The organism is Streptomyces viridifaciens, from assembly GCF_001888885.2.
Classification (GTDB): domain Bacteria; phylum Actinomycetota; class Actinomycetes; order Streptomycetales; family Streptomycetaceae; genus Kitasatospora; species Kitasatospora aureofaciens.
Genome location: NZ_CP090841.1, coordinates 2,082,629 through 2,108,923 on the forward strand (window position 1 = coordinate 2,082,629; position 26,295 = coordinate 2,108,923).

General features: G+C 72.5%; 17 protein-coding genes. 12 read left to right on the plus strand and 5 right to left on the minus strand.

Features of this window, described 5'->3' with window-relative positions:
* Window positions 1–178: 178 nt before the first annotated feature.
* Window positions 179–1,357 carry an ROK family transcriptional regulator gene (locus tag BOQ63_RS16610; protein ID WP_030288210.1) on the minus strand — a complete coding sequence of 393 codons (1,179 nt, stop codon included), beginning with the start codon at window positions 1,355–1,357 and terminating at the stop codon, window positions 179–181.
* Window positions 1,358–1,866: 509 nt separating this feature from the next.
* On the opposite strand from BOQ63_RS16610, the gene BOQ63_RS16615 reads away from it, so the two are divergent.
* Together BOQ63_RS16615 and pepN are read left to right on the plus strand one after the other, a co-directional pair.
* Complete coding sequence (locus tag BOQ63_RS16615) at window positions 1,867–3,534, plus strand: outer membrane protein assembly factor BamB family protein (protein WP_191093568.1); 1,668 nt, start codon at window positions 1,867–1,869, stop codon at window positions 3,532–3,534.
* Between the two features lie 141 nt (window positions 3,535–3,675).
* Window positions 3,676–6,255, plus strand: coding sequence for an aminopeptidase N (pepN, locus tag BOQ63_RS16620; protein ID WP_030287840.1), 2,580 nt, complete (start codon window positions 3,676–3,678; stop codon window positions 6,253–6,255).
* Between the two features lie 95 nt (window positions 6,256–6,350).
* Here the strand turns inward: pepN and BOQ63_RS16625 are convergent, their stop codons facing one another.
* Both BOQ63_RS16625 and malQ read right to left on the minus strand, forming a co-directional pair.
* Complete coding sequence (locus tag BOQ63_RS16625) at window positions 6,351–6,575, minus strand: hypothetical protein (protein WP_030287841.1); 225 nt, start codon at window positions 6,573–6,575, stop codon at window positions 6,351–6,353.
* Between the two features lie 55 nt (window positions 6,576–6,630).
* A complete protein-coding gene (gene malQ / locus BOQ63_RS16630) occupies window positions 6,631–8,715 on the minus strand; it encodes a 4-alpha-glucanotransferase (RefSeq protein WP_072656282.1) in 2,085 nt (694 codons plus the stop codon).
* 306 nt (window positions 8,716–9,021) lie between these two features.
* Between malQ and BOQ63_RS16635 the strand changes: the two genes are divergently transcribed.
* Window positions 9,022–12,948, plus strand: coding sequence for a glycoside hydrolase family 84 protein (locus BOQ63_RS16635; RefSeq protein ID WP_223885953.1), 3,927 nt, complete (start codon window positions 9,022–9,024; stop codon window positions 12,946–12,948).
* Between the two features lie 243 nt (window positions 12,949–13,191).
* Here the strand turns inward: BOQ63_RS16635 and BOQ63_RS16640 are convergent, their stop codons facing one another.
* The gene (locus tag BOQ63_RS16640; protein WP_030553393.1) at window positions 13,192–13,836 is read right to left on the minus strand and encodes an HNH endonuclease; all 645 of its coding nucleotides are present in this window, start codon (window positions 13,834–13,836) and stop codon (window positions 13,192–13,194) included.
* Between the two features lie 226 nt (window positions 13,837–14,062).
* A complete protein-coding gene (locus BOQ63_RS16645) occupies window positions 14,063–15,220 on the minus strand; it encodes an RNA-guided endonuclease InsQ/TnpB family protein (RefSeq protein ID WP_030553391.1) in 1,158 nt (385 codons plus the stop codon).
* A 195-nt stretch (window positions 15,221–15,415) separates the two neighbouring features.
* On the opposite strand from BOQ63_RS16645, the gene BOQ63_RS16650 reads away from it, so the two are divergent.
* From BOQ63_RS16650 to BOQ63_RS16690, 9 genes are all read left to right on the plus strand, one after another.
* Window positions 15,416–16,585, plus strand: coding sequence for a mechanosensitive ion channel family protein (locus BOQ63_RS16650; RefSeq protein ID WP_370863337.1), 1,170 nt, complete (start codon window positions 15,416–15,418; stop codon window positions 16,583–16,585).
* Between the two features lie 232 nt (window positions 16,586–16,817).
* Entirely contained in the window at window positions 16,818–18,008 is a 1,191-nt protein-coding gene (locus tag BOQ63_RS16655) for an ROK family transcriptional regulator (protein ID WP_030553389.1), read from the plus strand.
* 156 nt (window positions 18,009–18,164) lie between these two features.
* Window positions 18,165–19,520: an ABC transporter substrate-binding protein gene (locus BOQ63_RS16660; RefSeq protein WP_072654541.1), complete on the plus strand. Its 1,356-nt coding sequence runs from the start codon at window positions 18,165–18,167 to the stop codon at window positions 19,518–19,520.
* A gap of 23 nt (window positions 19,521–19,543) precedes the next feature.
* The gene (locus tag BOQ63_RS16665) at window positions 19,544–20,548 is read left to right on the plus strand and encodes a carbohydrate ABC transporter permease (protein WP_078656771.1); all 1,005 of its coding nucleotides are present in this window, start codon (window positions 19,544–19,546) and stop codon (window positions 20,546–20,548) included.
* Window positions 20,549–20,579: 31 nt separating this feature from the next.
* Window positions 20,580–21,488, plus strand: coding sequence for a carbohydrate ABC transporter permease (locus tag BOQ63_RS16670; RefSeq protein WP_030287857.1), 909 nt, complete (start codon window positions 20,580–20,582; stop codon window positions 21,486–21,488).
* Window positions 21,488–22,801: a 6-phospho-beta-glucosidase gene (locus BOQ63_RS16675; protein WP_030287859.1), complete on the plus strand. Its 1,314-nt coding sequence runs from the start codon at window positions 21,488–21,490 to the stop codon at window positions 22,799–22,801. Before BOQ63_RS16670 ends, BOQ63_RS16675 begins: the two co-directional genes overlap by 1 nt.
* 107 nt (window positions 22,802–22,908) lie before the next feature.
* Window positions 22,909–23,928, plus strand: a complete 1,020-nt coding sequence (locus BOQ63_RS16680) for an N-acetylglucosamine kinase (protein WP_030287861.1) — start codon at window positions 22,909–22,911, stop codon at window positions 23,926–23,928.
* Between the two features lie 171 nt (window positions 23,929–24,099).
* Entirely contained in the window at window positions 24,100–24,708 is a 609-nt protein-coding gene (locus tag BOQ63_RS16685; protein WP_150475947.1) for a hypothetical protein, read from the plus strand.
* A 394-nt stretch (window positions 24,709–25,102) separates the two neighbouring features.
* A complete protein-coding gene (locus BOQ63_RS16690; protein WP_197697969.1) occupies window positions 25,103–26,212 on the plus strand; it encodes a hypothetical protein in 1,110 nt (369 codons plus the stop codon).
* Window positions 26,213–26,295: the final 83 nt, after the last annotated feature.

Consider the following 26,295-nt stretch of genomic DNA (forward strand, 5'->3'; position numbering starts at 1 on the left):
GGCCGGTGGTCGCGGCCGGTACCGACCGGTCGAGTCTAATGTCCGCTTGCCGGACACCGAGCGGCGCGCCCGGTGCCAGCGGCCGGTTACCGCCATTCCGGGAGGTCGGCCCGGGGGGTAGGGGTCAATCCGCATTGACGAACGGCTGTTCCGGTCGCGCGGTCGGGGGTGACGGGCGTCAGTGGCGGCCGAGGGCGCCGGACTCGCCCATCTCGCTCATCACCAGGGCCAGCGCGCCGAGCACCTCCGCGCGGCCGCCCAGGGTGCCGGGGACCACCGACAGCTGGCGGGCGGCACTGGGGATGGCGTAGCGGGCGACCGAGTCGCGGATCGGGGCGAGCACCAGCTCACCGGCCTCGGCGAGGTCGCCGCCGAGGATCACCCGGCGGGGGTTGAGCAGGTTGCACAGGGTCGCCACGCCCGTACCGATCTGGCGGCCGGCGTCGGCGATCACCCGGCGGCAGCCGAGGTCGCCCTGGTGGGCCAGCTCGACCACCCGGGGCAGCGAGAGGTCCGCGCCGAGGGTGGAGGTGAGCAGTGAGAGCAGGTAGCGGGAGCCGACGAAGGTCTCCAGGCAGCCGCGGTTGCCGCAGCGGCAGACCGGGCCGGCCTCGTCCAGGGTGATGTGCCCGATCTCACCCGCGGTGCCGCCCGGACCGCGGTAGATCTGGCCGTTGACCACCAGGCCGGCGCCCACACCGCTGGCGATCTTGATGTACGCGAGGTCGCTCAGGCCACGGCCCGCGCCCCACACCAGCTCGCCGAGCGCGCCCAGGTTGGCGTCGTTGTCCACGTGCACCGGCATGCCGAGCCGCTCGGCCAGCTCCCGGCCCGGGGCGATGCCCGTCCAGCCCGGCAGGATCGCGGTCGAGCCGAGCGCGCCGGTCTCCACGTCGATCGGGCCCGGCACCCCGAGGCCCACCCCGATCACCTTCTCCGGGCGGAACCCGGCCTGCTCCAGCAGTCGCTCGACCATCGCCTCGGCCCGGTCGAAGCCCTGGGCGGCGGAGACGTCCACGTCGATCGGGGCGCTCTCCTCCGCCAGCACCCGGTGCGCGAGGTTGCCGACGGCGACGCGGAGGTGGGTGTGGCCGAAGTCGATGCCGACCACGATGCCGGCGTCACCGCTGAGCGAGACGCTGCGGGCGCGGCGGCCGCCGGAGGAGGTGTCGGCGACGACCACGGTGCCGCTCTCCTTCAGCTCCCGCACGATGTTGGAGACGGTGGCCGCGGAGAGGCCCGTGCCGCGGGCGATCTCGGCCTGGGTGAGCGAACCGGCCATCCGCACCGCGCGGAGCACCCGTTCCAGGTTCGCCCGGTGCAGGGACGACTGTGAGCCCGGTGTGTCCGTCGACATGATCCACCCTCCCAGGGTGGGGAACCCTCCGCCGGGTGTCCCCTTCAACTCCTGAAGCCTACGGCTCGGGGGCCGTGGGGGGTTGCCGGCGGGTGGGGGCGGGGCTCTCGGGGGATGAGGGCCGGGGCGGTTCCGGTCGTGGGACGTGCCGGGCGGGGTGGGCCCGCGCGCCCACGGGAACGGGTGCGCGGGGGTGGATGTGCGGGGGTGGGGTGGCCGGGGGGTGAAGGTGTTGCGTGGCCAGGGAGTGTCGGGGTGGGGTGGGTGGTCCTGGGAACGGCCGAAAACCCACCCGCCACTACCATGGTGCCGAATCTCACCCGTCCCACCGGACCGTGGACGGTACCGGCAGGGGGACGCTTCCAGACATGACGGGGAATCAGATGGCAGGGGATCACCACCCTACGCCGGGTGCGGGCGACGCAGCCGGCAGCGGCCCGCAGGAAAACCGCGGCGTTTCGTTCGGGCGCCCGGCAGGCGGCGTGGATCCCGCCGCCGTCGCGGACCAGATGACACAGCTCGACGGCTCGGCGGTCCCGGGTCAGGCCGCGCCCGCCGGCCCGCCGCCGGCCCAGCCGCCCGCGCCGCCCGCCCAGCCGCCGATGGGTGGTGCCGACTACGGGGCGTACGCGCCGACCGCGGCCGGCGGGTTCCCCGCGCAGGCGCCACCGCCCGGGGCGCCGATCGGCCCGTACGACCCGGTGCCCGGGGGCGGTTACGCCACGCCTGACCCGTCCCAGGGGTACGGCTACGACTACCAGCAGCAGGGCGGGTACACCTACCCGGGCGTGCCGGTGCCCGCGGCGCCCAAGCAGCGCAACCCCGTGATGCTGTGGGGCGGGATCATCGGCGGCGTGCTGGCGATCGCCATCGTGATCGGGCTGGTCGTCCTGCTGAAGCCGGACCCCAAGCCCAGCCCTGGCCCCGGCCCGGTGGCCGACTCGGGCAGCTCCAGCACCGTCTCGGGCGGCACCAGCGGGAGCGTCGCTCCGGACGACAACACCAACAGCAAGACCAAGGCCACGTTCAACGTCGCCTGGTCCGCTCCGTCGCCCGCCAACACCGATGCCACCAACCAGATGCTCGGCATCTGGGGCACCGACAAGTACGCGGTGCGCGTCGACGGTGACGGCGTCAAGGCCTACAACCTGACCGACGGCAAGCCCGCGTGGAACATCCCGGCCCCGGCCGGCAGCAAGGAGCTGTGCAGCGCCTCGTACACCGCCAACTCCAAGAACATCGCGGCGGTTTCCTTCAACACCGGTGACAGCGACTGCTCCACCGTCGGCGCCGTCGACCTGTCCTCGGGCAAGCTGCTGTGGACCGTCAAGGCCACGGCCGACCGGCTGTCCCAGCCGACCCTGAGCGTCACCGACAACGTGGTCGTCGTCGGCGGCAACGCCGTCGCCGGGCTGAACGTCTCCAACGGCCAGCCGGCCTGGCAGTACCAGCCGCGCGACAAGGACTGCACGATGCGCGCCCGTGCGGCCGGCAACCAGATCGCGATCAGCGACCGGTGCTACATGACCAGCGGCCCGAAGTCGCAGCTGGTCATCGTGAACGCCGACAGCGGCAAGCCCGCGAGCAGCCCGATCACCCTGACCGGCAGCATCGAGGAGGTCGACTCGGTCATCCAGGACAAGCCGCTGGTCCTGCTGATCACCAACGGCCCGAACGGCGACTACATCCTGCCGTTCGACAAGGACAACAAGCCGGGCAACCAGATGTCCGTCAAGGAGCCCGGCTCGGACAGCCTCCGCCTGTCCGGCCAGGACAACGCCTTCACCCGCAACGTGGTCAGCGGCACCACGCTGTACGTCCAGGTCAACCCGACCAAGCCGGCCATCAACGCCTACGACCTGACCACCGGCAAGCGCCTGTGGGCGGCCAGCCCGGGCTCGACCAGCGGCAGCGACATCCGGCTGGTCGCCGGCACCGACAAGGACGGCAAGGTCCGCGCCGTGGTGTCGCAGGGCTATGACAAGCCGGCCCGCCTGGTGACGCTCTCGCCGACCGACGGTTCGATGACCGACATCGGCACCGTGGCGAACCCGAACGGGAAGTACGACCTCGACATGAGCACCTCGGTGTACTACGTGTCGGACGACGGCAACGCGGTGTACGCCTTCCGCCGCTACACCGGCACCGACGGTCCGCTGACCAAGTGGAAGAAGTGACGTCGGGACGCTGACGGCTCCGTCGCGGGCGGGGCGGGCACGGACTTCGGTCCGGGCCCGCCCCGCCCTCGGTTTTCCGGTCGGACGGGCTGCCGGGCATGCGAGGATTCCGTCCATCAGCCTGACGAAGGAGTGCAGCGAGTGCCCGGCACCAACCTGACCCGCGAAGAGGCCCGCACCCGGGCCGACCTCATCCGGGTGGACGCGTACGACATCGAGCTCGACCTCGGCTCGGCCCGTGACGGCGGCACCTTCCGGTCCACGACCGTGGTCCGGTTCACCGCCTCGACCCCCGGCGCCGACACCTTCATCGACCTCGTCGCCCCCGGCGTCGAGGAGATCACCCTCAACGGCACGGCGCTCGACCCGGCGAGCTTCGCCGACAGCCGCATCCCGCTGCCCGGCCTGGCCGCCGAGAACGAGCTGCGGGTGGTCGCCAACTGCGCGTACAGCAACACCGGTGAGGGCCTGCACCGGTTCGTCGACCCGGTCGACGGCGAGACCTACCTGTACACCCAGTTCGAGGTGCCGGACGCCCGGCGGGTCTTCGCGAACTTCGAACAGCCGGACCTGAAGGCCACGTTCGCCTTCACCGTGACCGCCCCCACCGGCTGGGTCGTGGTCTCCAACTCGCCCACCCCCGAACCGGTCGGCGAAGGCGCCACCCAGGTCTGGAAGTTCGAGCCGACCGGCCGGATCTCCAGCTACATCACCGCGCTCGTCGCCGGCCCGTACGTCGGGGTCTTCGACACCTACGAGAAGGGCGAGCAGCGGGTGCCGCTGGGCGTCTACTGCCGCCCCTCGATGCGCGAGTACCTGGACGCCGAGGCGATCTTCACGGTCACCAAGCAGGGTTTCGACTACTTCCAGGAGAAGTTCGACTACCCGTACCCGTTCGCCAAGTACGACCAGCTCTTCGTCCCGGAGTTCAACGCCGGCGCGATGGAGAACGCGGGCGCCGTCACCCTGCGCGACCAGTACGTGTTCCGCTCCAAGGTCACCGACGCCGCGTACGAGGCGCGCGCCGCGACGATCCTGCACGAGCTCGCCCACATGTGGTTCGGCGACCTCGTCACCATGGAGTGGTGGAACGACCTCTGGCTCAACGAGTCCTTCGCGACCTTCGCCGAGGCCGTCTGCCAGGCCGAGGCCCCCGGCTCCAAGTGGCCGCACTCCTGGACCACGTTCGCCAACCAGATGAAGACCTGGGCCTACCGGCAGGACCAGCTGCCGTCCACCCACCCGATCATGGCGGACATCAACGACCTGGAGGACGTCCAGGTCAACTTCGACGGCATCACCTACGCCAAGGGCGCCTCGGTGCTCAAGCAGCTGGTGGCGTACGTCGGCCAGGACGCCTTCTTCGAGGGCGTGCGCGCCTACTTCAAGCGCCACGCCTGGGGCAACACCCGGCTCAGCGACCTGCTCGGGGCGCTGGAGGAGGCCAGTGGGCGCGACCTGAAGGCCTGGTCCAAGGCCTGGCTGGAGACGGCCGGGATCAACGTGCTGCGCCCGTCCCTGGTGGTGAACACGGACGGTGACATCGAGTCGTTCGCGGTCCTGCAGGAGGCTCCCGCGCTGCCCGCCGGCGCCAAGGGCGAGGCCGTGCTGCGGCCGCACCGGATCGCCGTCGGCCTGTACGAGCTGGTCGACGGTTCGCTGGTGCGCACGGACCGGATCGAGCTGGACCTCGACGGCGCCCGCACCGAGGTGCCGCAGCTGGTCGGGCGCCACCGGCCGGCCGTCGTGCTGCTGAACGACGACGACCTGTCGTACGCCAAGATCCGCCTCGACGAGGACTCGCTGGCCGTCGTCACCGAGAACCTCGGCGGCTTCACCGAATCGCTGCCGCGTGCCCTGTGCTGGGCCTCCGCCTGGGACATGACCCGCGACGGCGAGCTGGCCGCCCGCGACTACCTGTCGCTGGCGCTGTCCGGCATCGGGCGGGAGACCGACATCGGGGTCGTGCAGTCCGTGCAGCGCCAGGTCAAGCTGGCCCTGGACGCCTACACCGACCCGGACTGGCGCGAGCAGGGCCTCACCCGCTGGGCCGCCGCCGCCGAGGAGCACCTGCGCGCCGCCGAGCCCGGCAGCGACCACCAGCTGGCCTGGGCCCGCACCCTGGCCGCGGTCGCCCGCACGGACGGTCAGCTCGACCTGCTGGCCGGGCTGCTGGACGGCTCGGTGGAGATCAAGGGCCTGGCGGTGGACACCGAGCTGCGCTGGACGCTGCTGTCCCGGCTCTCCGCCACCGGCCGCGCCGACGAGGCGGCGGTCGTCGCCGAGCTGGAGCGGGACAACACCGCGGCCGGCCAGGAGCACGCGGCCACCTGCCGCGCCTCCCGCCCGACCGCGGAGGCGAAGGCGCAGGCCTGGGCCTCGGTGGTGGAGTCCGACAAGCTGACCAACTATGTGCAGGAGGCCGTGATCGCCGGCTTCCAGCAGTCGGACCAGCGGGAGCTGCTGGCGCCGTACGCGGAGAAGTACTTCGCCGTGGTGAAGCACATCTGGGAGACCCGCAGCCACGAGATCTCGCAGCAGATCATCGTCGGACTGTACCCGGCGCTCCAGGTCTCCGAGGCGACGCTGGCCGCCACGGACGCCTGGCTGGCCTCGGCCGAGCCGGCGCCGGCGCTGCGGCGCCAGGTGGTCGAGGCCCGGGCCGGAGTCGAGCGCGCGCTCAGGGCGCAGGCGGTCGACAAGGCGGCCGGGGCCCGCTGAAGCTGAAAGCCCGAGGGGGCGCCGGACGGTTCGTCCGGCGCCCCCTCAGGGCTGTGCGGGTCCTCGGTGGACGTCTGGTCCGGTGGACGCGGCGGCTACTTCTTCTTCTTGCCGTACGGCAGGGCCGCCAGGCCCGCGATGATCGCGAACGCGGCGAGCGGGATCAGCACGTACAGGCCGACGGTCTGGCCGACGCTCAGACCGGTACCCGGGTCGTCACCGTCGTCCCTGGTGAGGGCCATGGCGGGCGACGACAGCAGCATCATCAGCGTGACCGTTGCGCAGACCGCGCCGGCTCGCAAAGCGTTCCTCTTGTCCACGTTTCCAACTTACCCGCCGCTTATGGCAGGGCGCGCGTCGGGGTGTGTTCTGCGGTCAGCGGGGCGGCTTCGGGCTGGGCAGGGCCAGGAGGTGGGCGAGGAGTCGGGCGGCGGGGGTGGTGGCGAGGCGGTCCAGGGTGACCGGGTCGCCCGCGCCGTCGGCGACCGGGAGGCGCCAGTTCGGGTACTGGTCCCAGGTGCCGGGCAGGTTCTGCGGGCGCGGGTCGCCGACCAGGTCCGGCAGCCAGACGCCGACCAGCTCCGCCGGAGTGGAGCGGAGGAAGCGGTAGAGCACCGGCATCGACAGCGGCTCGTCCGGGCCGAGCAGGCCTCGGCTCACCAGCTCGGCCCGCCAGTCGGCCAGCTCGGCGGCGGCCTCCTGCTGCTCCTCGGGGAGTGGACGGGCCAGCAGGCCGAGGCGGTGGCGCAGCTCGACGTGCTCGCCGGAGAGGCGGGCGGCGGTGCTCGGCAGGTCGTGGGTGGTGAGGGTGGCCAGGCAGCCGGGGCGCCAGCGGTCGGGGGGCAGGATGCCGCCGTCGGCCTGCCAGTCCCGCTCGAACCAGAGCACGGAGGTGCCGAGGATGCCCCGGGCCGCCAGTTCCTCGCGTACGCCCGGTTCGACGGTGCCCAGGTCCTCGCCGATCACCGCCGTACCGGACCGGTGCGCCTCCAGGGCCAGCACGCCGAGCATCGCCTCGGCGTCGTAGCGGACGTAGGCGCCCTCGGTGGGCGGGTGGCCGATCGGGACCCACCAGAGGCGGAAGAGGCCCATCACGTGGTCGATGCGGAGGGCTCCGGCGTGGCGGGTGGCCGCGCGCAGGAGTTCCGCGTACGGGGCGTAGCCGGCGGCGGCCAGGGCGTCCGGGCGCCAGGGCGGGAGGCCCCAGTCCTGACCGTGGGCGTTGAAGGCGTCCGGCGGGGCGCCCGTCGAGATGCCGCCGGCCAGCACGTCCTGGAGCGCCCAGGCGTCGGCGCCGTCCGGGTGGACGCCGACGGCGAGGTCATGGATCAGGCCGACCGGCATACCGGCCTCGCGGGCGCTGCGCTGGGCGGCGGCGAGCTGCTGGTCGACCTGCCAGGCGAGCCAGCGGTGGAACTCGACCTGTGTTTCGAGTTCCTTGGCCGCCTGCTCGATGTGTGGGCCGTTCGGGTGACGCAGACCCTTCGGCCAGTGGTGCCAGTCGGCGCCGTGCACCTCGGCCAGGGCGTTCCACAGCGCGTTCCGGTGCAGCCACTCGCCCTCGCGCCGCTGGAACTCCTCGTACGCCGCCTGGCGGCCAGGGCCGCGCGAAACCTCGTGGAGGAGCTGGAGCGCCTGGCGCTTGAGCGCCCACACGGCGTCGCGGTCGACCAGGCCGTCGTGGGCGAGGACTTCGTCGCGAAGGCGTGCGGCGCGGCGGGTGAGGTCGCCCGCCTCTGCCCGCTGTTCTCCCGTCAGGTAGGCGTACTCGGGGACGGCCTCGATCCGCAGGTGCACCGGGTCGGCGAAGCGGCGGGAGGACGGGCGGTACGGGGACGGGTCGGAGGGCGTGCCGGGCAGTCCCTGGTGCAGCGGGTTGATCTGCACGAAGCCCGCGCCGAGGCCGGCGCCCGCCCACTGCGCCAGCTCCGAGAGGTCGCCGAGGTCGCCCATGCCCCAGGAGCGGTCGGACAGGACGGAGTACAGTTGGGCGAGGAAGCCCCAGCTACGGCCGGGGAGTTGGGGCAGCCGCTGCGGGGCGACGATCAGCGGCGCCTTCTCCCTCCTGCCGCTGCACTCCGCCTTGAGGACGTGCCGCCCGAGCGGGAGGTCGGCGGGCAGCCAGTGGGAGTGGCCGCGCGGCAGCTCCCAACTGCCGCCGCCCTCCAGTTCCACGTGGAGCCGGGCGTCGGCCGGCACGTCCAGCGCGGTGCGCCGCCCCTGCCGGACCACCACACAGGGCGGCAGCAACTTGCTCTGCTGCTCGGCACGGTGACGCTCCAGCGACTCCCGCACCTCCTCCGGCGTCTCCGCCGCCACCCCCAGCGCGCCCAGCACCGCCACCAGCGTCCGCGCCCCCACCGCCTGCCCACCCGGCCCCGGATACCGGGCATCCACCCCGTACGCCTGCGCCAGTGCCACCAGTTCGGCCGGCGGTGGCGGCGCGTCCTGCGCCGGCACCTTCAGCCCGTCGGCTCCGTCACTGTCGTGGTAAGCGGCCACTCGCGGCTCCTGCGATGTCTCGGCAACGCCCGGTCAGGACTCCCAAGTCCTACCCGCGTGACGACCCGATGACGCTGCGCGACACGTTTGCGCGGGCCGGATCGGCGGGGGCGCCCCGACGGCGATCACCCGGCAGGTGACGACTGGTCAGGAAAGTTGGATATTTCGTCGCAAACTAGGCATAGCCGTCGATGACATTGACACCGGGTTGGGTAGCTGGTGGGGTTGCTCGCGTTGTGGTCCAGGCCTGGCGAGGAGGCCCCTGTGCAAGCCCGTGTGTCCGTTGTGGCCGGGCGGCGGCTGCGGCAGCAGTTGGAGCAGACTCCGGCGCTGCGCGAGGTGCTGCACCATCCGGCGGCGCTGGCGGCGCGGCGGGCGACGGCGCGGACGTGCCGTCAGCTGGCGCCGCGGACCGCGGACCGGGTGATCGCCGATCTGAAGGGGACGGAGCCGCTGTTGGCGTCGGTGCGGGCGGAGCGTGCGGCCGGGCGGCCGGGGCGGCGGGCGATGCAGATCGCGGCCGGGGTGGTGACCGCGGCGGTGGTCGGCGGGCTGCTGGCCGGACCGCTGCCGTCGACGGCGTACGCGGCGACTCCCGGGCCGGACGTGGTGAGCACCGCGCCTCAGACGCCGCTGGGCAGCGTGACCGATCCGCAGGTGTTCCCGCACCCGCAGGAGCAGACGGTGGCGGGCAAGGCGGTCACCGTGCCGACCGCCGTGACGCTGGTGACCGCGCCCAAGGTGGACCGGGGCGCGGTGGACGCCGTCCGCGAGGTGCTGGCCGTCGCCGGGGCCACCGACGTGTCCCCGCAGGCGGACGGCGGGACGCCGGCGGCCGGCTCGCTGGTGGTGTACGTCGGCGGGCCCGCCGAGGGCGCCGGGGGCGAGATGGACCGGACGCTGCGCCAGCTGAGCGCCGCGGCCGGCGGCAAGGACGGCTCCGCGCCGTCCACCGCGGGCATGCCGCCCGGCGGCTACGTGCTGTCGACCGGTCAGCTGCCCGCCCAGGGCGGGGGGACGTACGGCGCGGTGGTGCTGGCGGGCGCGGACGCGTCCGGCACCTTCTACGCCGCGCAGAGCCTGCGCCAGCTGCTCGCCGCCGTACCGGCCGGGCAGGGCCAGGGGCCGGGCGCGGCCGGGCTCGGCCTGCCCGGGATCACGCTGCGGGACTGGCCGAGCGGCGCGGCGGTGCGCGGCACCGCGGAGGCGTTCTACGGCACCCCGTGGACCGCCCGGCAGCGGCTCGAGCAGGTGGACTTCCTGGGCCGCTCCAAGCAGAACTTCTACCTCTACGCCCCGGGTGACGACCCGTTCCGGCTCAGCCGCTGGCGCGACGCCTACCCCGCCGACCAGCAGTCCGACCTGCGCGAGCTCGGTGACCGGGCCCGGCTGAACCACGTCACCCTGGGCTACGCGATCGACCCGGGGCAGTCCCTCTGCTTCAGCGACGACGACGACGTCGACGCGCTGGTCAAGAAGCTTGACGGGCTGCGCAAGCTCGGCTTCACCGCGTTCCAGCTGCAGTTCCTGGACGTCAGCTACGACGAGTGGCACTGCGGCGACGACCGCGACGAGTACGGCACCGGTCCGGCCGCCGCGGCCAAGGCGCAGGCCGCGCTGGTCAAGAAGGTGCAGGACCGGCTGATCGCGAAGAACCCGGGCCTGGCGCCGCTGTCCGTCGTCCCGACCGAGTACCACAAGCAGGGCTCGACGCCGTACCGCAAGGCGCTGGCCGACGCGCTGCCGGCCGGGGTGCAGGTGGCCTGGAGCGGCGGCGCGGTGATCCCGGAGAAGATCACCGGCGCCCAGACCTCGGACACCGGCACCCTGTACGGGCACCCGCTGGTCACCATGGACAACTACCCCGTCAACGACGCCAGCCCGGACCGGCTCTTCCTCGGCGCCTACACCGGTCGCGACCCGGAGGTGGCGACCCGCTCGGCGGTGCTGCTGACCGGCGCGATGCAGCAGCCGGTGGCCTCCCGGATCGCGCTCGCCACGGCCGGCGACTTCGCCTGGAACCCGACCGGCTACAAGCCCGACGAATCCTGGCAGGCCGCGGTGCGCTCGCTGGCCGGGCCGACCGGCGCCGCCGCCACGCCCGCCGGGTCGGTGCTGTCCGCCGTCACCGCGCTGGCCGGCAACAGCACCTCCTCGCCGCTGGCCAAGCGGGAGTCCGGCTACCTGCAACCGCTGCTGGACCAGTTCTGGGCGAACGCCGAGCCCACCTCCGGCGCGGCTCCCGACCTCAACAAGCTGATAGCGGCGGCGGCCCCGCTGCGGGACGCCTTCACCGCGATGGCGGGCGCCCAGCAGACCCTGGCCGGCAGCCAGGCCACCGCCCAGCTGGCCGCCGAGGCCGGCCCCTGGCTGGGCCCCCTGCACGACTACGGGCTGGCCGGGCAGGCCGCACTGGACATGCTGCTGGCCCAGCACGGCGGCGACGGCACGGCGGCCTGGAAGGCCCGGGTGCAGCTCAACGGACTGCGCGCGCAGCTCGCCCAGGCCCCGGCGACCATCGGCGCGGGCGTGCTCGGCCCGTTCCTGGACCGCGCCGTGCGGGCCGCCGACAACTGGTCCGGCGTGGTCAGCGGAGGGGTCACCCCGACCTCCAGCATGGGCACCGCGCACGACCACCTGCCCGCGCTGATGGTCGACGGCCAGGCCGACACCTTCTACTGGAGCTCGGCTCCCCCGCAGCCCGGCGACTCGGTCGGCGTCGACCTCGGCGCGGGCCGCCCGATCAGCGGCGTCACCGTGCTGATGGGCGGCTGGGGCGACGGCCCGGACGCGCAGAACGCCGTGGACGACTACATCCGCGACGGCGTGCTGGAGTACAGCACCGGCGAGGGCGGCTGGCAGCGGCTCGCCGTGGTGAAGAACCAGAAGACGGTCAGCGCCCAGCTGCCGGCCGGCACCGTGGTACGGGCGGTGCGGCTGCGGGCGACCGCCGCGCAGAAGACCGCCGTGGCGGTGCGCGAGTTCACCGTGACCGCCCCGGACGAGTCCCCGGCCAGCGTCTCCGGCGGGCCGGCCGCGCTGCCCGGCTCCTCGGCCGCGGCCGTCCTGGACGGCAACCCGGACACCGCGTACCGGGCCGCCCAGGCGCCCACCGCGCTGGACGAGCCGCTCGTCGTCGAACTCGGCAGCGCCCGTCCGCTGGACCGGCTCACCGTGCTGACCGACCCGAACGTGCGCGCCACCGCCACGGTCGCGGTGCGCCACGCCGACGGCACCTGGGTGGACATCGGCACCGTGCAGCCCGGCTACAACGAACTGCCGGCCGGCGGGCAGGCCGCCGACGCGTTCCGGCTGACCTGGAAGCCCGGCGGCGACCCGCCGGTGGTCAACCAGGTGATCCCCTGGTACGCGGACGCCCCGGCGGCTCGGCTGAGCCTCGCCGACCCGGCCCTGGACGTGGTCACCGGCGCCGCGGCACCCGCCACGACCCGGGCCACCGTCGAGGCCGGCCGCCCCGAGGGCACCAGCGGCGAGCTGCGCACCGAGGTACCGGCCGCCGCCAAGGGCCTGACCGTGACCCCGTCCGGCGCGGTGACGGTGCCGCGCGGCGGCCGGGTGGGCGTGCCGCTGCTGGTCACCGCCGCGCAGGGGACGCCCTCCGGGACGTACCAGGTGTCGGTGTCGTACGTGGCGGGCGGCACCACCGTGAAGCAGGTGCTGCAGGTGCACGTGGTGCCGCCGACCGGCGGTCCGGACCTGGCGGTCGGCGCGCAGGCCAGCTCCTCGGGCGACGAGACGCCGAACTTCCCGGCCTCGGCGGTGGCCGACGGCGACCCGAAGTCCCGCTGGTCCTCGCCGGCCAAGGACGACGCCTGGGTGCAGCTCGCGCTGCCGCAGGCGGCCCACCTGGGCGCGGCGGTGCTGCACTGGCAGTCCGCGTACGCCTCCTCGTACAAGATCCAGGTCTCGGCGGACGGCAGCAGCTGGACGGACGCGGCGACGGTGGACAACGGCAAGGGCGGCGACGAGACGGTGCGTTTCGACGCGCCGAACGTCCGGTACGTCCGGATGCAGGGCGTGGCGCGGGCCACCAAGTTCGGCTACTCGCTGTACGGCATCGAGCTGTACGCCGTCACGGCTCCGGCCGCCCCGCCGCAGCCGCCGGCCAACCCGCCGGGCCAGCCAGGCCCGTCGGGGGCGCCGGTCGCGCCGCCGGCGACGAAGCCGTAGCGACATCCGGGGCCGTAGCCGACGGGCCGAAGGGGCGCGCCGGTGTCGCAAGGGAGAAGCGGGGGAGCGACGCAGGAGCGGGGGAGCGCCGACCGTCGGCACCGGGCCGGGAGCGCCCCGGAGGCGAGCCGGCTCGAAGAAGGGGGGAATGCGGCGGGCCGCCGGGCTCCCCTTCGCGGGGGGCGCGGCGGCCCATGAGGCGCGTACCGACGTGTGACGGGCGGGCCCTTTGTGTCGCTTCGGTCAGGCGGAGAGCGGTTCGGGCTGCTCGCCGCGGCGGATGGGGGCGGGGTGGGCGGCGTGCGCCCGGCCGATCGGGACGGAGTGGGTCGGCTCGGTATGGTCGTGGTGCTCGTACTCGCCCCACTGCGGGGCGCGCAGCTGGTCACCGCCGCCGTACGGCTCCAGATAGGGCCGCCAGCGCGGGTCCTTGATCCCGGTGCCGATGATCCTCCAGGCGAGGCCGCTGGGCGGTGCAGGTGGTCGTTTCATCCGCCAGCCGAGCTCGGTCAGGTGGCGGTCGGCCTTGGTGTGGTTGCAGCGGCGGCAGGCCGCCACCACGTTGTCCCACCGGTGCTGGCCGCCCCGGCTGCGCGGGATGACGTGGTCGACGCTGGTGGCGGCGGCCCCGCAGTAGACGCAGCGGCCGTGGTCGCGGGCGAACAGCGCCCGGCGGGTGAGCGGGACGGGCCCGCAGAACGGGACCCGGACGAAGCGGGTCAGACGGACGACGGACGGCGCCGGTAGGGCGCTGGTGGCGCTGTGCAGAGTGACTCCCGTGTCCTCCAGGCTGACCGCCTTGTGGTTGAGGACCAGGATGAGTGCGCGGCGCATCGATACGACGCCGAGTGGCTCGTAGGACGCGTTGAGGACCAGGACATGCGGCACGGATGCCTCCTTGGACGCCTGCGGCGCGTGGCTCGCGCCGGGACGAGCGGTTGGATCCCGCAACGAGTGCGCGATCTCCCCCAGTGTCGCCTTACGCCCTCACGTGGCGCCACCACTCCTGTGTAACGGACCTGACGTCAACAGCCCGACGTGATCGGTCGGGCTTGCGGATCACCATGCTTCCGGCGAGTCGCCCCGTCAGTGGCGTCCGCGTCTGACCGGCGCCCTACGCGCTGGTGGGACGGTTGACAGCGCCCCGCGTCCACGCATCAGCCGCACGGTGGCGGATGTTGCGGGAGCCATTGACATCTGCGTGAAGGGTGGTCCCACATGCACGACAGGCAAAGGCGGCCTGATTCACCCGGTTGTGTCGGTGAGTGTGCCAGCAGGCGGAGCATTGCCGGGAGGTATGGGCCGGATTGACACGCACGACGGGCACTCCGGCGCGCTTGGCCTTGTACTCCACGAATGCCCCGAGCTGGGCGAACGCCCAGGAGTGCAGACGGTACCGCTGGTCGTGCTTGGCCTTGACCCTTTCGCGAATGCCCGTGAGGTCTTCCAGGGCGATCCCGCGCGAGGTGCGTTCAGCGGTAGTGACGATGGTCTTGGAGATGCTGTGGTTGGTATCTGTGGCGAAACGCTGCTCACGTCGCCGCAGGGCTTTGAGTCGCCTTTTGGCGCTCTTGGTCTTCTTCATCTGGAGCTTGGCACGCAGGTGAACCATACGCTTCCGGTAACGCTCCAGACGTCTACCGGACAGCACGGTGCCGTCCGAGGTGGTGGCGATGTTGACGATCCCGAGGTCCACACCCAGCCAGTCCGAGGGCAGGTAGGCGGCAGGGGCCGGAACGTCACAGGTGGCGAACAGATACCAACGGCCATCGCGATGAACGAGGTCCGACTCACCTCGTCGGTGTTCGGCCAGCACTTTTGCCGCCCCGTCCGAGCAAGTGAACCGAATGCCCTTCAAGCGGCCTGAAACCGTCCAAATGCTGACGGTGCGCTGGTCCGTGTTCCACGACAGACAGCGGTCGTCGAACGCCTGGGCCGCGTACTCGCGAAATGAGATCGGCTTCGACTCCGCCCTGTTCCGCCGTTTGTCACCGCTTGGGCCGAGCCTCCCGGCCTTGACGGTCGCATTCAGCGTGGCATAGGCGTCGCAAACCTTCTTCACCACGCGACAGGCAGGCTGTGCGGAGAGGTCGAATTCATCCTTGATATGCCGGTACACCTTCGGCTGGAGACCGTTGCGCCGCTTCTCCCCGGAGTCGAACGCGATCCGGGAGACGTGGTTCGCCGCCCGGTTGCACGCACGCAAGGTGGCTGCGAGGGCGTCTGCCTGGTAGGCCGACACCTCCAATCTCACACGCACCACGATCTTCACAGCACGGACGGTAGTTCAAGCATCCGGGGAGTGTGCAAGAGGTGTGGAGGAGGACTACCCGGGCGTGCAGTTCTTCCGATGCGCCGGTCGGCGGGTCCGGGCAGGCGTTCGGCGCCGGATAGGCTAGCCCGCACGGTCCGTGGGCCGCTCGCGCGGCGCGGACCGGCCAGGCCCCCAGCAAGGAAGGTCCCGCACGTGTTCCGCTTCGGCGCCACCGGTCCGATCGACGCGTCCCCGGCGCTCTCCACCCCGACGCCGGTGCCGTCCCCCACCGCGTCCCCCACCGCGCCGGAGCTGCCGCAGCTGCGGATCCCCACCAGCGCGCAGGAGGTCACCGACACCACCAAGCAGGCGGCCAGCTGGTTCGACACCCACTGGCAGAGCTGGCTGGCGGCCGGCCTGCAGATCGTCCTGATCATCGTGCTGGCGCTGGTGCTGCGGGTCGTGGTGAGCAAGCTGATCACCCAGCTGATAACGCGGATGGCGCGCGGCCACGACCACAGCGAGGAGAGCCGGCTCGGCGGGCTGCTGGCCAACCACGGGGTGGTGAACCCGGAGCGGCGTCAGCAGCGCTCGGAGGCGATCGGCTCGGTGCTGCGCAGCGTGGCGTCCTTCACCATCCTGGGCACGGCGGCGCTGATGGTGCTCTCCGCGCTGGGGATGAATCTGGCACCGCTGCTGGCCAGCGCCGGTGTGGCCGGTGTGGCGATCGGTTTCGGCGCCCGCAACCTGGTGACGGACTTCCTCTCCGGGGTCTTCATGATCATGGAGGACCAGTACGGCGTCGGCGACGAGATCGACACCGGGGTGGCCACCGGCACGGTGCTGGAGGTCGGGCTGCGGGTGACCAAGCTGCGCGGGGCCAACGGCGAGATCTGGTACATCCGCAACGGCGAGGTGAAGCGGATCGCCAACATGAGCCAGGGATGGGCGACCGCCACGGTGGACGTGCAGGTCGGGTACAAGGAGGACCTGCAGCGGGTCGAGGACCTGATCCAGGAGACCGCCGAGGGGCTGGCCAAGGAGGCGCCCTACGACGAGCTGGTCTGGGCGCCGGTGTCGGTCCTGGGCGTGGAGTCGGTGGCGGCGGACTCGGTGATGGTGCGGGTCGAGGCCCGGACCGCGCCGGGCAAGGCGGCGGTGGTCTCCCGGGCGCTGCGCCAGCGGCTGAAGACGGCCTTCGACCAGGCAGGGATCAAGGTCAAGGAGGAGGCCACCGCGGTGGCCACCGGCGTCTCGATCACCGCGGCGGAGCCCGCTCCGCCGTCCGCCCTGTCCGACCCCACCTCGCCCCGCTACCGCGCGAGCGAACCGATCCCGCTGCCCAAGGCCCCGACGGACGACCCGACGCTCGGGAAGGCGTAACGGACCCGGTCGCCCGAGAGCCCCGCTCCCACTCCGGTGGGGGCGGGGCTCTTCCCTTTCCGGGTGGCGCTCCGGCCGCCGGTGGCGGTCCGGGCGGCCGGTAACGCTTCGGCATCTGGCGGTCGGGCGGGCATTGACACCCCGGTGAGGTGGACCGTACGGTCCTGTGCCAAGCGACTGGAAAGTTTCCTAACAGTTCACGTCGGTCGGTGGGAAGGGGAGGATTCCGGGCATGACCAAGAGCACCGCCAAGGCTCCCCTCGCCGGCACCCCCAGTCTGTTGCGCGCCATCAACGACCGCGCCGCCCTCGAACTGCTGCTGGAGAACGGGCCGCTGTCCCGTACCCAGATCGGCGCGCTGACCGGGCTGTCCAAGCCCACGGCCTCCCAGCTGCTGTCCCGGCTGGAGGCGGCCGGGCTGGTGGTGCCGGTCGGCACCACCGAGGGTGGGCCGGGCCCCAACGCGCAGCTGTACCAGGTGAACCCGGCCGCCGGGTACGTCGCCGGGCTGGACGTCACCAACAGCGGGATCAGAGTCGCCGTCGCCGACATCACCGGCAGCACGGTGGCCGAGCACAGCGTGTCCACCAGAGGCGTCCCGGCCGCCGGGACCGTGCCGGGGGTGGCCGCCGCCGTCGCCGAGGCGGTGCGGGCCGCCGGGGTGCCGGCGGGAGGCCTGCGGACGGTCGCGATCGGGGTCGGCGGTGCGCCGGACCCGGTCACCGGGAAGCTCCGGTACGCCTCCCACCTGCCCGGCTGGCACTCGCCGCGGCTGGTGGCCGAGCTGACCGAGGCGATCGGCGCGCCGGTGTCGATCGAGAACGACGTGAACCTGGCCGCGGTCGCCGAGCAGGCCTCCGGCGCGGCGGCCGGTTTCGAGGACTTCGTCCTGCTCTGGGCCGAGGCCGGTGTCGGCGCCGCGATCGTGCTCGGCGGGCGGCTGCACCGCGGCTTCACCGGCGGCGCCGGCGAGGTCGGCTACATGCCGGTGCCCGGCTCACCGGTCGAGTGGGACGCCCGCCGCCGCAAGTTCGGCGGCTTCCAGGCCCAGGTCGGCGCACCCGCTGTCCGGACCCTGGCGCGCGAGCACGGGCTCGGCGCGCCCAGCGCGGAGGAGTCGATCGCCAAGGCCCTGGAGACCCCGGGCGCCGGTGACGCGTTCCTCACCGAACTGGCCGGACGGCTCGCCGTCGGGCTGTCCGTGATCGTCGCCGTGGTCGACCCCCAGCTGGTGGTCCTCTCCGGCGCGGTGCCGAGCGCCGGTGGTGAACGCCTGCGCGCGCTCGTCGAGGACGAGCTGGCCCGGATCTGCCTGGCCCGTCCGGAGATCCGCAGCAGTGCCCTGCCCGGCTCGCCCGTCCTGCTCGGCGCCCTGCAACGCGCCCTCACGGACGCCCGCGAGGCGGTCTTCTCCACCCACTGATCCGCCCAACCGCCCAACCGCCCAGCCCCCAGCCCGACCGCCCGGCCCACCGACGCTCCCCCTGTCACCTCGTTCACCTGCACCCACCTCTCCCGATCCCCTACGCGGGCCCCGAGGCGATGACGCCTGCCCGCGCACCCCCAGGAGGACCTCGAAGTGCACGCCACCACCTCCCGCAGAGGCCGCCGCACGGTCGCCGCCGTCGCGGGCAGCGCCGTCCTGGCCCTGTTCGCCTCCGCCTGCACCGGTTCCAGCGAGTCGGGCGGCAACGACGACTCCGCCAGCGGCAAGGACGTCACCATCACCTTCTGGCACGGCTGGAGCCAGGACAACGAGGTGAAGGCGATCAACGACACCATCGCCGCCTTCGAGAAGGCCCACCCCAACATCCACGTCAAGCCGGTGGGCAACGTCGCCGACGACAAGGTCAACCAGGCCCTGCGGGCCGGCGGCGACGACGCACCGGACGTGGTGTCCTCCTTCACCACCAACAACGTCGGCATGTTCTGCTCGACCAAGGCCTTCATCGACCTCAAGCCGCTGCTGCAGAAGAGCGGCATCGACGCGGCCAGGACCTTCCCCGCCGCGATGCTCAACTACACGCAGTTCCAGGGCAACCAGTGCTCGCTGCCGCTGCTCGGCGACGCCTACGGGCTGTACTACAACAAGAAGGCCTTCGCCGCGGCCGGCATCACCGCCCCGCCGAAGACCTTCGGCGAGTTCGCCGACGACGCCAGGAAGCTCACCGTCGCCGACGGCGACTCGTACAAGCAGCTCGGCTTCATGCCGCTCTACCACGGCTACGAGTCCACCACCGAGCACTTCCTCGGCCAGTACGGCGCCACCTACTTCGGCGCCGACGGCAAGTCGAACATCGCCACCGACCCCAAGGTCGCGGCGATGCTCAGCTGGCAGAAGGGCCTGGTCGACCAGCTCGGCGGCTACGCCAAGCTGGACAAGTACCGCGCCACCTTCGGCGAGGAGTTCAGCGCCAAGAACCCCTTCCAGACCGGCCAGGTCGCGATGGCCATCGACGGTGAGTGGCGCACCGCCTCGCTCGCCGACAACAAGCCCGACTTCGACTGGGCCACCGCGCCGTTCCCCGTCCCGGACGACCAGGCCGCCACCTACGGCCGCGGCTACCAGACCGGCACCATCGTCGGCATCGCCAGTACCAGCAAGAAGCAGGCCGCGGCCTGGGAGTTCGTCAAGTTCCTGACCACCGACACCGACGCGGTGGTCAACTTCGCCAACGCGATCCACAACGTGCCCAGCACCTTCGACGCGCTGAACTCGCCGAAGCTGGTCAGCGACCCGAACTTCAAGACCTTCCTGGACGTCGCCAAGAACCCGAACTCGGGCACCACGCCGGCGAGCGTCAACGGCGGCGGCTACATCGTCTCCCTGCAGAACCTCGGCTACGACGTCGAGTCCGGCAAGCAGCCCGACGTCCAGGCCGGTCTCGCCGCCACGGCCAGGCAGATCGACACCGACATCGCCCAGGCGAAGTAGCGGGAACGGTCCACGGAGCTCCCATGTCACTCGCGTTCGGCACCCGCAAGGGCCCTGGGACCGGGGCGACCGACCCGGCGGCGCCGTCCACGCAGCACCTGCTGCGCCGGAAGCGCCGCCGGGAGGCGGCCCGTACCCTCGCCTTCCTCTCCCCCTGGCTGATCGGGTTCGGCGTCTTCTTCGTCTACCCGCTGGTCTCCACCGCCTACTTCTCCTTCACCCAGTACAACGGCTTCGGCTCCCCGACCTTCAACGGGCTGAAGAACTGGAACTACGTCCTCGACGAGCTGCCGACCTTCTGGCAGGGCCTGCGCAACACCGTGTGGCTGGTCCTGGTCATGGTGACCCTGAGGGTCGCCTTCGGCCTCGGCATCGGGCTGCTCATCACCAGGGTCAAGACCGGCGCCGGCTTCTTCCGCACCGTCTTCTACCTGCCCTACCTGGCCCCGCCGGTGGCCGCCACGGTGGCCTTCGCCTTCCTGCTCAACCCCGGCACCGGCCCGCTCAACCACCTGCTCGGCGAGCTCGGCCTGCCGCAGCCCGGCTGGTTCGCCGACCCGAACTGGTCCAAGCCCGCGCTCACCCTGCTCGCCATGTGGGGCATCGGCGACCTGATGGTCATCTTCATGGCCTCGCTGCTGGACGTCCCCAAGGAGCAGTACGAGGCGGCCGAACTGGACGGCGCCGGCCCGTTCCAGAGGTTCCGGTACGTCACGCTGCCGAACGTCTCGCCGATCATCATGTTCGCGGTGGTCACCGGGGTCATCCAGACCATGCAGTACTACACCCAGGCGATCGTCGCCGGGAAGGTCGCCAGCGGCATCGCGGGCAACTCGGGCCAGCAGTTCGAGCCCGGCTTCCCCCAGGGCTCCACCTGGACCCTGCCGCAGATGGTCTACAACCTCGGCTTCCAGCGCTTCAACTACGGCGCGGCCTGCGTCGTCGCCCTGGTGCTGTTCGCCATCTCGATGGCCGTCACCTCGATCCTGCTCCGCCGCAGGTCCGGCTTCATGTCGAGCGACGACTGAGCGACGACCAGCGGCCCCTGAGGACTCCACCATGACTCTCAGCTCCACTCCCACGCTCACCGAGGCACGACCCGGCGCCTCCCGGACCGGCACCGCCGCCGCCCGGGCCGCCCGGCGCCGGGCGGTGCTCCACTGGGTGGCCGTGCACTCGCTGGCCATCGCCGCCGCACTGTTCTTCCTGCTGCCCTTCGTCTTCGTCTTCCTCACCTCGGTGATGGACGACCAGCAGGCGCTCACCACCGACTACTGGCCCACCTCCTGGAACTGGGGCAACTACGGCAAGGTCTGGGACACCCCCGGCTTCCTCACCTGGTGGCGCAACACCCTGGTGTACGCCGGCGCCGGCACCCTGCTCACCGTCGTCTCCAGCCTGCCCGTCGCCTACGCGCTCGCCAAGTTCCGCTTCCGCGGCCGCAACCTGGCACTGATGGCGGTCATCGCGATGATGATGCTGCCCCCGCAGGTCACCGTCATCCCGATGTACCTGTTCTGGGCCAAGCAGATGGGCCTGGGCGGCTCGCTCTGGCCACTGATCATCCCGATGGCCTTCGGCGACGCGTTCTCGATCTTCCTGCTGCGCCAGTTCCTGATGACCATCCCCAAGGAGTACGTCGAGGCCGCCCGGATCGACGGCTGCGGCGACCTGCGCACCCTGCTGCGGGTCGTCCTGCCGATGGCCAAACCGGCCATCGCCGCCGTCGCCCTGTTCCAGTTCTTCTACTGCTGGAACGACTACTTCGGCCCGCAGATCTACGCCAGCAACAACCACCAGGCCTGGACGCTCAGTTACGGCCTGGAGTCGTTCAAGGCCGCCCACCACACCAACTGGAACCTCACCATGGCCGCCACCCTGCTGGTGATGGCCCCGGTGATCGTCCTCTTCTTCTTCGCTCAGAAGGCCTTCATCGAAGGCGTGACACTGACAGGGGTCAAGGGCTGATGGCCGCCACACTCAAGTCCGGCAGTTCCGCGCTCAAGCTGGCCGTCGTCGGCGGCGGTTCGACGTACACCCCGGAGCTGATCGACGGCTTCGCCCGGCTGCGCGACACCCTGCCGATCGGCGAACTGGTGCTGATCGACCCGGCCGCCGAGCGGCTGGAGCTGATCGGCGGGCTCGCCCGGCGGATCTTCGCCAAGCAGGGGCACCCCGCCGCGGTGTCGGTGACCACCGACCTGACGGCGGGCGTCGCGGACGCCGACGCCGTACTGCTCCAACTGCGGGTCGGTGGGCAGGCCGCGCGCAACCAGGACGAGACCTGGCCGCTGGAGTGCGGCTGCGTCGGCCAGGAGACCACCGGCGCGGGCGGGCTCGCCAAGGCGCTGCGCACCGTACCGGTCGTCCTCGGCATCGCCGAGCAGGTCCGCAGGACCAACCCGGACGCCTGGATCGTCGACTTCACCAACCCGGTCGGCATCGTCACCCGCGCCCTGCAGAGCGCCGGCCACAAGGCCGTCGGGCTGTGCAACGTCGCGATCGGCTTCCAGCGCAAGTTCGCGGCCCATCTGGGGGTGGACCCGGAGCTGGTCCGGCTGGACCACGTCGGGCTCAACCACCTCACCTGGGAGCGCGGGGTGACCCTGCTGGACGCGCCGGGCGCCACGAGCGGCCGGGAGGTGCTGCCCACCCTGCTCGCCGACTTCGGCAAGGAGATCGCCGACGACCTCCACCTGCCGCAGGCCTTCGTGCAACGGCTCGGCGTGGTGCCCTCCTACTACCTGCGGTACTTCTACCAGCACGACGCGGTGGTCGAGGAGCTCCTGGCCCAGGGCTCGCGGGCCGCGCAGGTCGCCGAGATCGAACGGCAGCTGCTGGAGCTGTACGCCGACCCCGCGCTGGACACCAAGCCCGAACTGCTCGGCAAGCGCGGCGGCGCCTTCTACTCGGAGGCGGCCGTCCAGCTGATCTCGGCGCTGCTGGGCACCGCCGGCGGGGCGTCCGTCCAGGTGGTCAACACCCGCAACGACGGGGTGCTGCCCTTCCTGCCCGACGACGCCGTCATCGAGGTCCCGGCCGAGGTGGACGCCGACGGCGTCCGGCCGCTGCCGCAGCGGCCGGTCGAGCCGCTGTTCGCCGGGCTGATCTCCGCCGTCACCTCGTACGAGCACCTCGCGCTCGACGCCGCCCTGCACGGCGGACGCGACCGGGTCTTCGACGCCCTGCTCGCCCACCCGCTGGTCGGCCGGATCGAACTCGCCGACCAGCTCACGGACCGGCTGCTCGCCCACAACCGCGAGCACCTCGCCTGGGCCTGAGCGCCTCCGTGCCCGGCCCGCCGAGACGGCGGGCCGGGCGCCGCGAGGAGACCGACCACCCCCGGCCGGGGCTCCACGGCCGGGCCACGTACGAGCCCGGGGACCAGATGACCCACCAGCCCGAACCACTCCTGTCCGGCGTCCTCGCCATCGACGCGGGCAACTCCAAGACCGACGTCGCCCTGATCGGCGCCGACGGCACCGTCCTCGGCTCCGCCCGCGGCGGCGGCTTCGCACCCCAGAAGGTCGGCGGCGCCGCAGCCGTGGCCGGTCTCACCCCCCTGGTCGAGCAGGCTGCCGCGGCGGCCGGCCTGGCCGGTGCCGCGGGCGTGCTCACCAGCCACGTCAGCGCCTGCCTCGCCAACGCCGACCTGCCGATCGAGGAGGAGTCGCTGCGCACCGCCCTCGCATCGCACCCCTGGGGCCTCAGCAACACCGTCGTCAACGACACCTTCGGCCTGCTGCGGGCCGGTACCGACGGCCCGCGCGGGGTCGCGGTGGTCTGCGGCGCCGGGATCAACTGCGTCGGCCTGCGGCCGGACGGGCGCACCGCCCGCTTCCCGGCGCTCGGCGAACTCACCGGCGACTGGGGCGGCGGCTCCGGACTCGCCGTCAGCAGCATGTGGCACGCCGTCCGCGCCGAGGACGGGCGGGGCGGGCCCACCGCACTGGCCCCGGCGATCGCCGAACACTTCGGCCTGCCCAGCGCCGGGGCCGTCGCCGAGGCCGTCCACCTCGGGCACCTGCCGACCTCGCGGCTGCACGAGATCGTCCGGGTGCTGTTCGCGGTCGCGGTCGAGGGGGACGCCGTCGCCATGGAACTGATCGACCGGCAGGCCGACGAGATCGTCCGGCTCGCCGTGGTCGCGCTCGGACGGCTGGAACTGCTGGACTCGCCGACCCCCGTGGTGCTCGGCGGCGGGGTGCTCGCCTCCCGGCACCCGCTGCTGCTCGACAACCTGACGGCCCGCCTGGCGCGGGCCGCGCCGCTGGCCGAGCCGCGGGTGGTCGTCGCGCCGCCGGTGCTGGGCGCGGCACTGCTCGGGCTCGACCACCTGGGCGCGGGCGGGGCGGCGCAGGCGCGGGTGCGCGAGGCGTACGAGGCGCAGCGGACGGTCGCCGCCTGAGGCCGCCGTGCTTCGGCCGAGGCCGCCGTCGCCCTCCGGGGCCGCTGACCTCCGTCCGAGACCTCCCGCCCCCGCCGGATCCGCACATCCGGCGGGGGCGGGAACCGTTCGGCGCGCGCCCGGTGTGTACCCCGGTGCCGAACTCCGCAACCGTCCGGGGAGACTTGTGCCATGGCCGTGCCCCGCATCCTCCTCGCCGCCGCCGCGCTGACCGCGACCGCCCTGGCCGGCCTCACCGGCTGCACCCCCGCCGACACCCGCCCCACGGTGACCGCCGCCTCCTCCGCAGCGGCGCTCGCCGACGACGGCACGGACGACCTGCTGGACGAGGACGGCTTCGGCGACGACCTGGCCGACGACGGCGACTACGCCGCCGGGCCCGTCGCCGTCCCCGCGGCCCCGGCCGCCCCCGCGCCGGAGTGCACGGCGCCCGAGGTCGACCCCGGCCACCAGGTGGTGGTCGTGGTCGCCGCCAGCCCGGCCGAACTCACCGCCCAGCCCGCCCGCTTCACCTGCACGCCGTCCCGCTACGAGGCCACCGGCACTCCCGTCCACTACGGCTTCGCCGCGGCCGGCGTCACCGCGACCCTGGTCGACCGCCCGCACGAGGAGGCGGCGGAGCCCGTCCAACTGGACGAGCTGGTCACCCACCTCAACGACTGCCTCGCCGAACGCGACCCGGCCGACCCGTACGGCTGCTCCGGCAACGCCTACGACGTCGTCCTGGACCCGCACGGCCGGATCACGCGGATCGCCGAGGTCGAGGTGCCGACACCGTAGGGCACCGGACCGGGAGTGGGAAGGGGGGCGGGGTGGGCGATTCGTGCAGGTCAGGGGGAGGGCAATACGGTGTAGAACGCTCCTTCAACTGTTGAGATTCGCTGTCGCTACGCGCATCAACGCTATGCCAGCTGCAAGCTTTTGACTTTCCATACCTTTTCCGGGGACCCGCTTGGGGCTGGTCTTACTCTCGGCGTCGTTGACCCGGTTTCGGCGCCGGTGCTTTGCTTCCGGCCGTCGGCGGTGAACCGGTCCCCCATCCCCGCTTCACCGCCCGTTCCTGACGAACGGGCGGTGGCAGCCGGCTTGCCTGCCGTCGCTCCTCCCCATTTGTCCCCCACGGTGTCGCCGCGCCCTACCGGTGTGCGGTCGGCATGAGAGAGGAACCCTCACGATGGGCATGTCCCCCACCTCCCGCCGGGCGCGAGTCCGGGCCCTGACCGGGCTCAGCGCGCTGGCGCTGGCCGCCGCCGGTTTCGCCGCCGCCCCGGCCGCCCAGGCCGACCAGCCGGGCAGCGAGTTCGCCGGGCAGAGCCACCCGTACCGGCACGGCGTCGTCCCCACCAAGGAGAGCGCCGAGCACGCCAACGCCAACTCCGCTGCGGCGACCAGGACTTCCAACCTGCGCTACGGCGGCGGGGTCGACGGCATCGGCGTCACCACCGGCGCACCGAAGGTGTACGTGGTCTTCTGGGGCTCCCAGTGGGGCACCGCGGGCACCGACGCCAACGGCTACACCACGCTGACCGGCGACCCGTCGGGCGAGGCCGTCCGCGCCCAGCAGCTGTACAAGGGCCTCGGCACCAACAACGAGACCTGGTCCGGCGTCATGACCCAGTACTGCCAGGGCGTCGCCACGGGCGCCACCAGCTGCGGGTCCACCGCCGCCCACGTCGGCTACCCGACCGGCGGCGCGCTGGCCGGCGTCTGGGTCGACAACTCCGCCGCCGCCCCCGGCCAGGCCACCGGCAACCAGATCGCCAACGAGGCCATCAAGGCCGCCGGGCACTTCGGCAACACCACCTCGGCCGCCAACCGCAACGTGCAGTACGTGGTGCTCTCGCCGACCGGCACCCACCCGGACGGCTTCAACACCTCGAGCGGCAACTTCTGCGCCTGGCACGACTGGAACGGCGACACCACGCTGACCGGCGGTGCGGCCACCTCGCCGTACGGTGACATCGCGTTCAGCAACGACCCGTACGTGACCGACATGGGCACCTCCTGCGGCCAGAACTACGTCAACAGCGGCAACGCGGGCCTGCTGGACGGCGTGACCATGGTGTTCGGCCACGAGTACGCGGAGACCGTCACCGACCAGAACCCGGCCGGCGGCTGGACCGACTCGACCGGCTACGAGAACGCCGACAAGTGCGCCTGGAAGGGCGTCGGCGGCACCGGCGGCTCGCAGAACGTCGCGTTCGCGACCGGCTCGTTCGCGATGCAGGGCACCTGGTCCAACGCGGTCAGCGGCTGCCAGATCTCGCACGCGATCGTCCCCTGATCAGCGCCCCCGGGCAGCGTGGGGCGGCCCGGGGACGGTGATGGTCCGGCGGATCCGAGCGGCCTGAGGGGTCACGTGCCCTG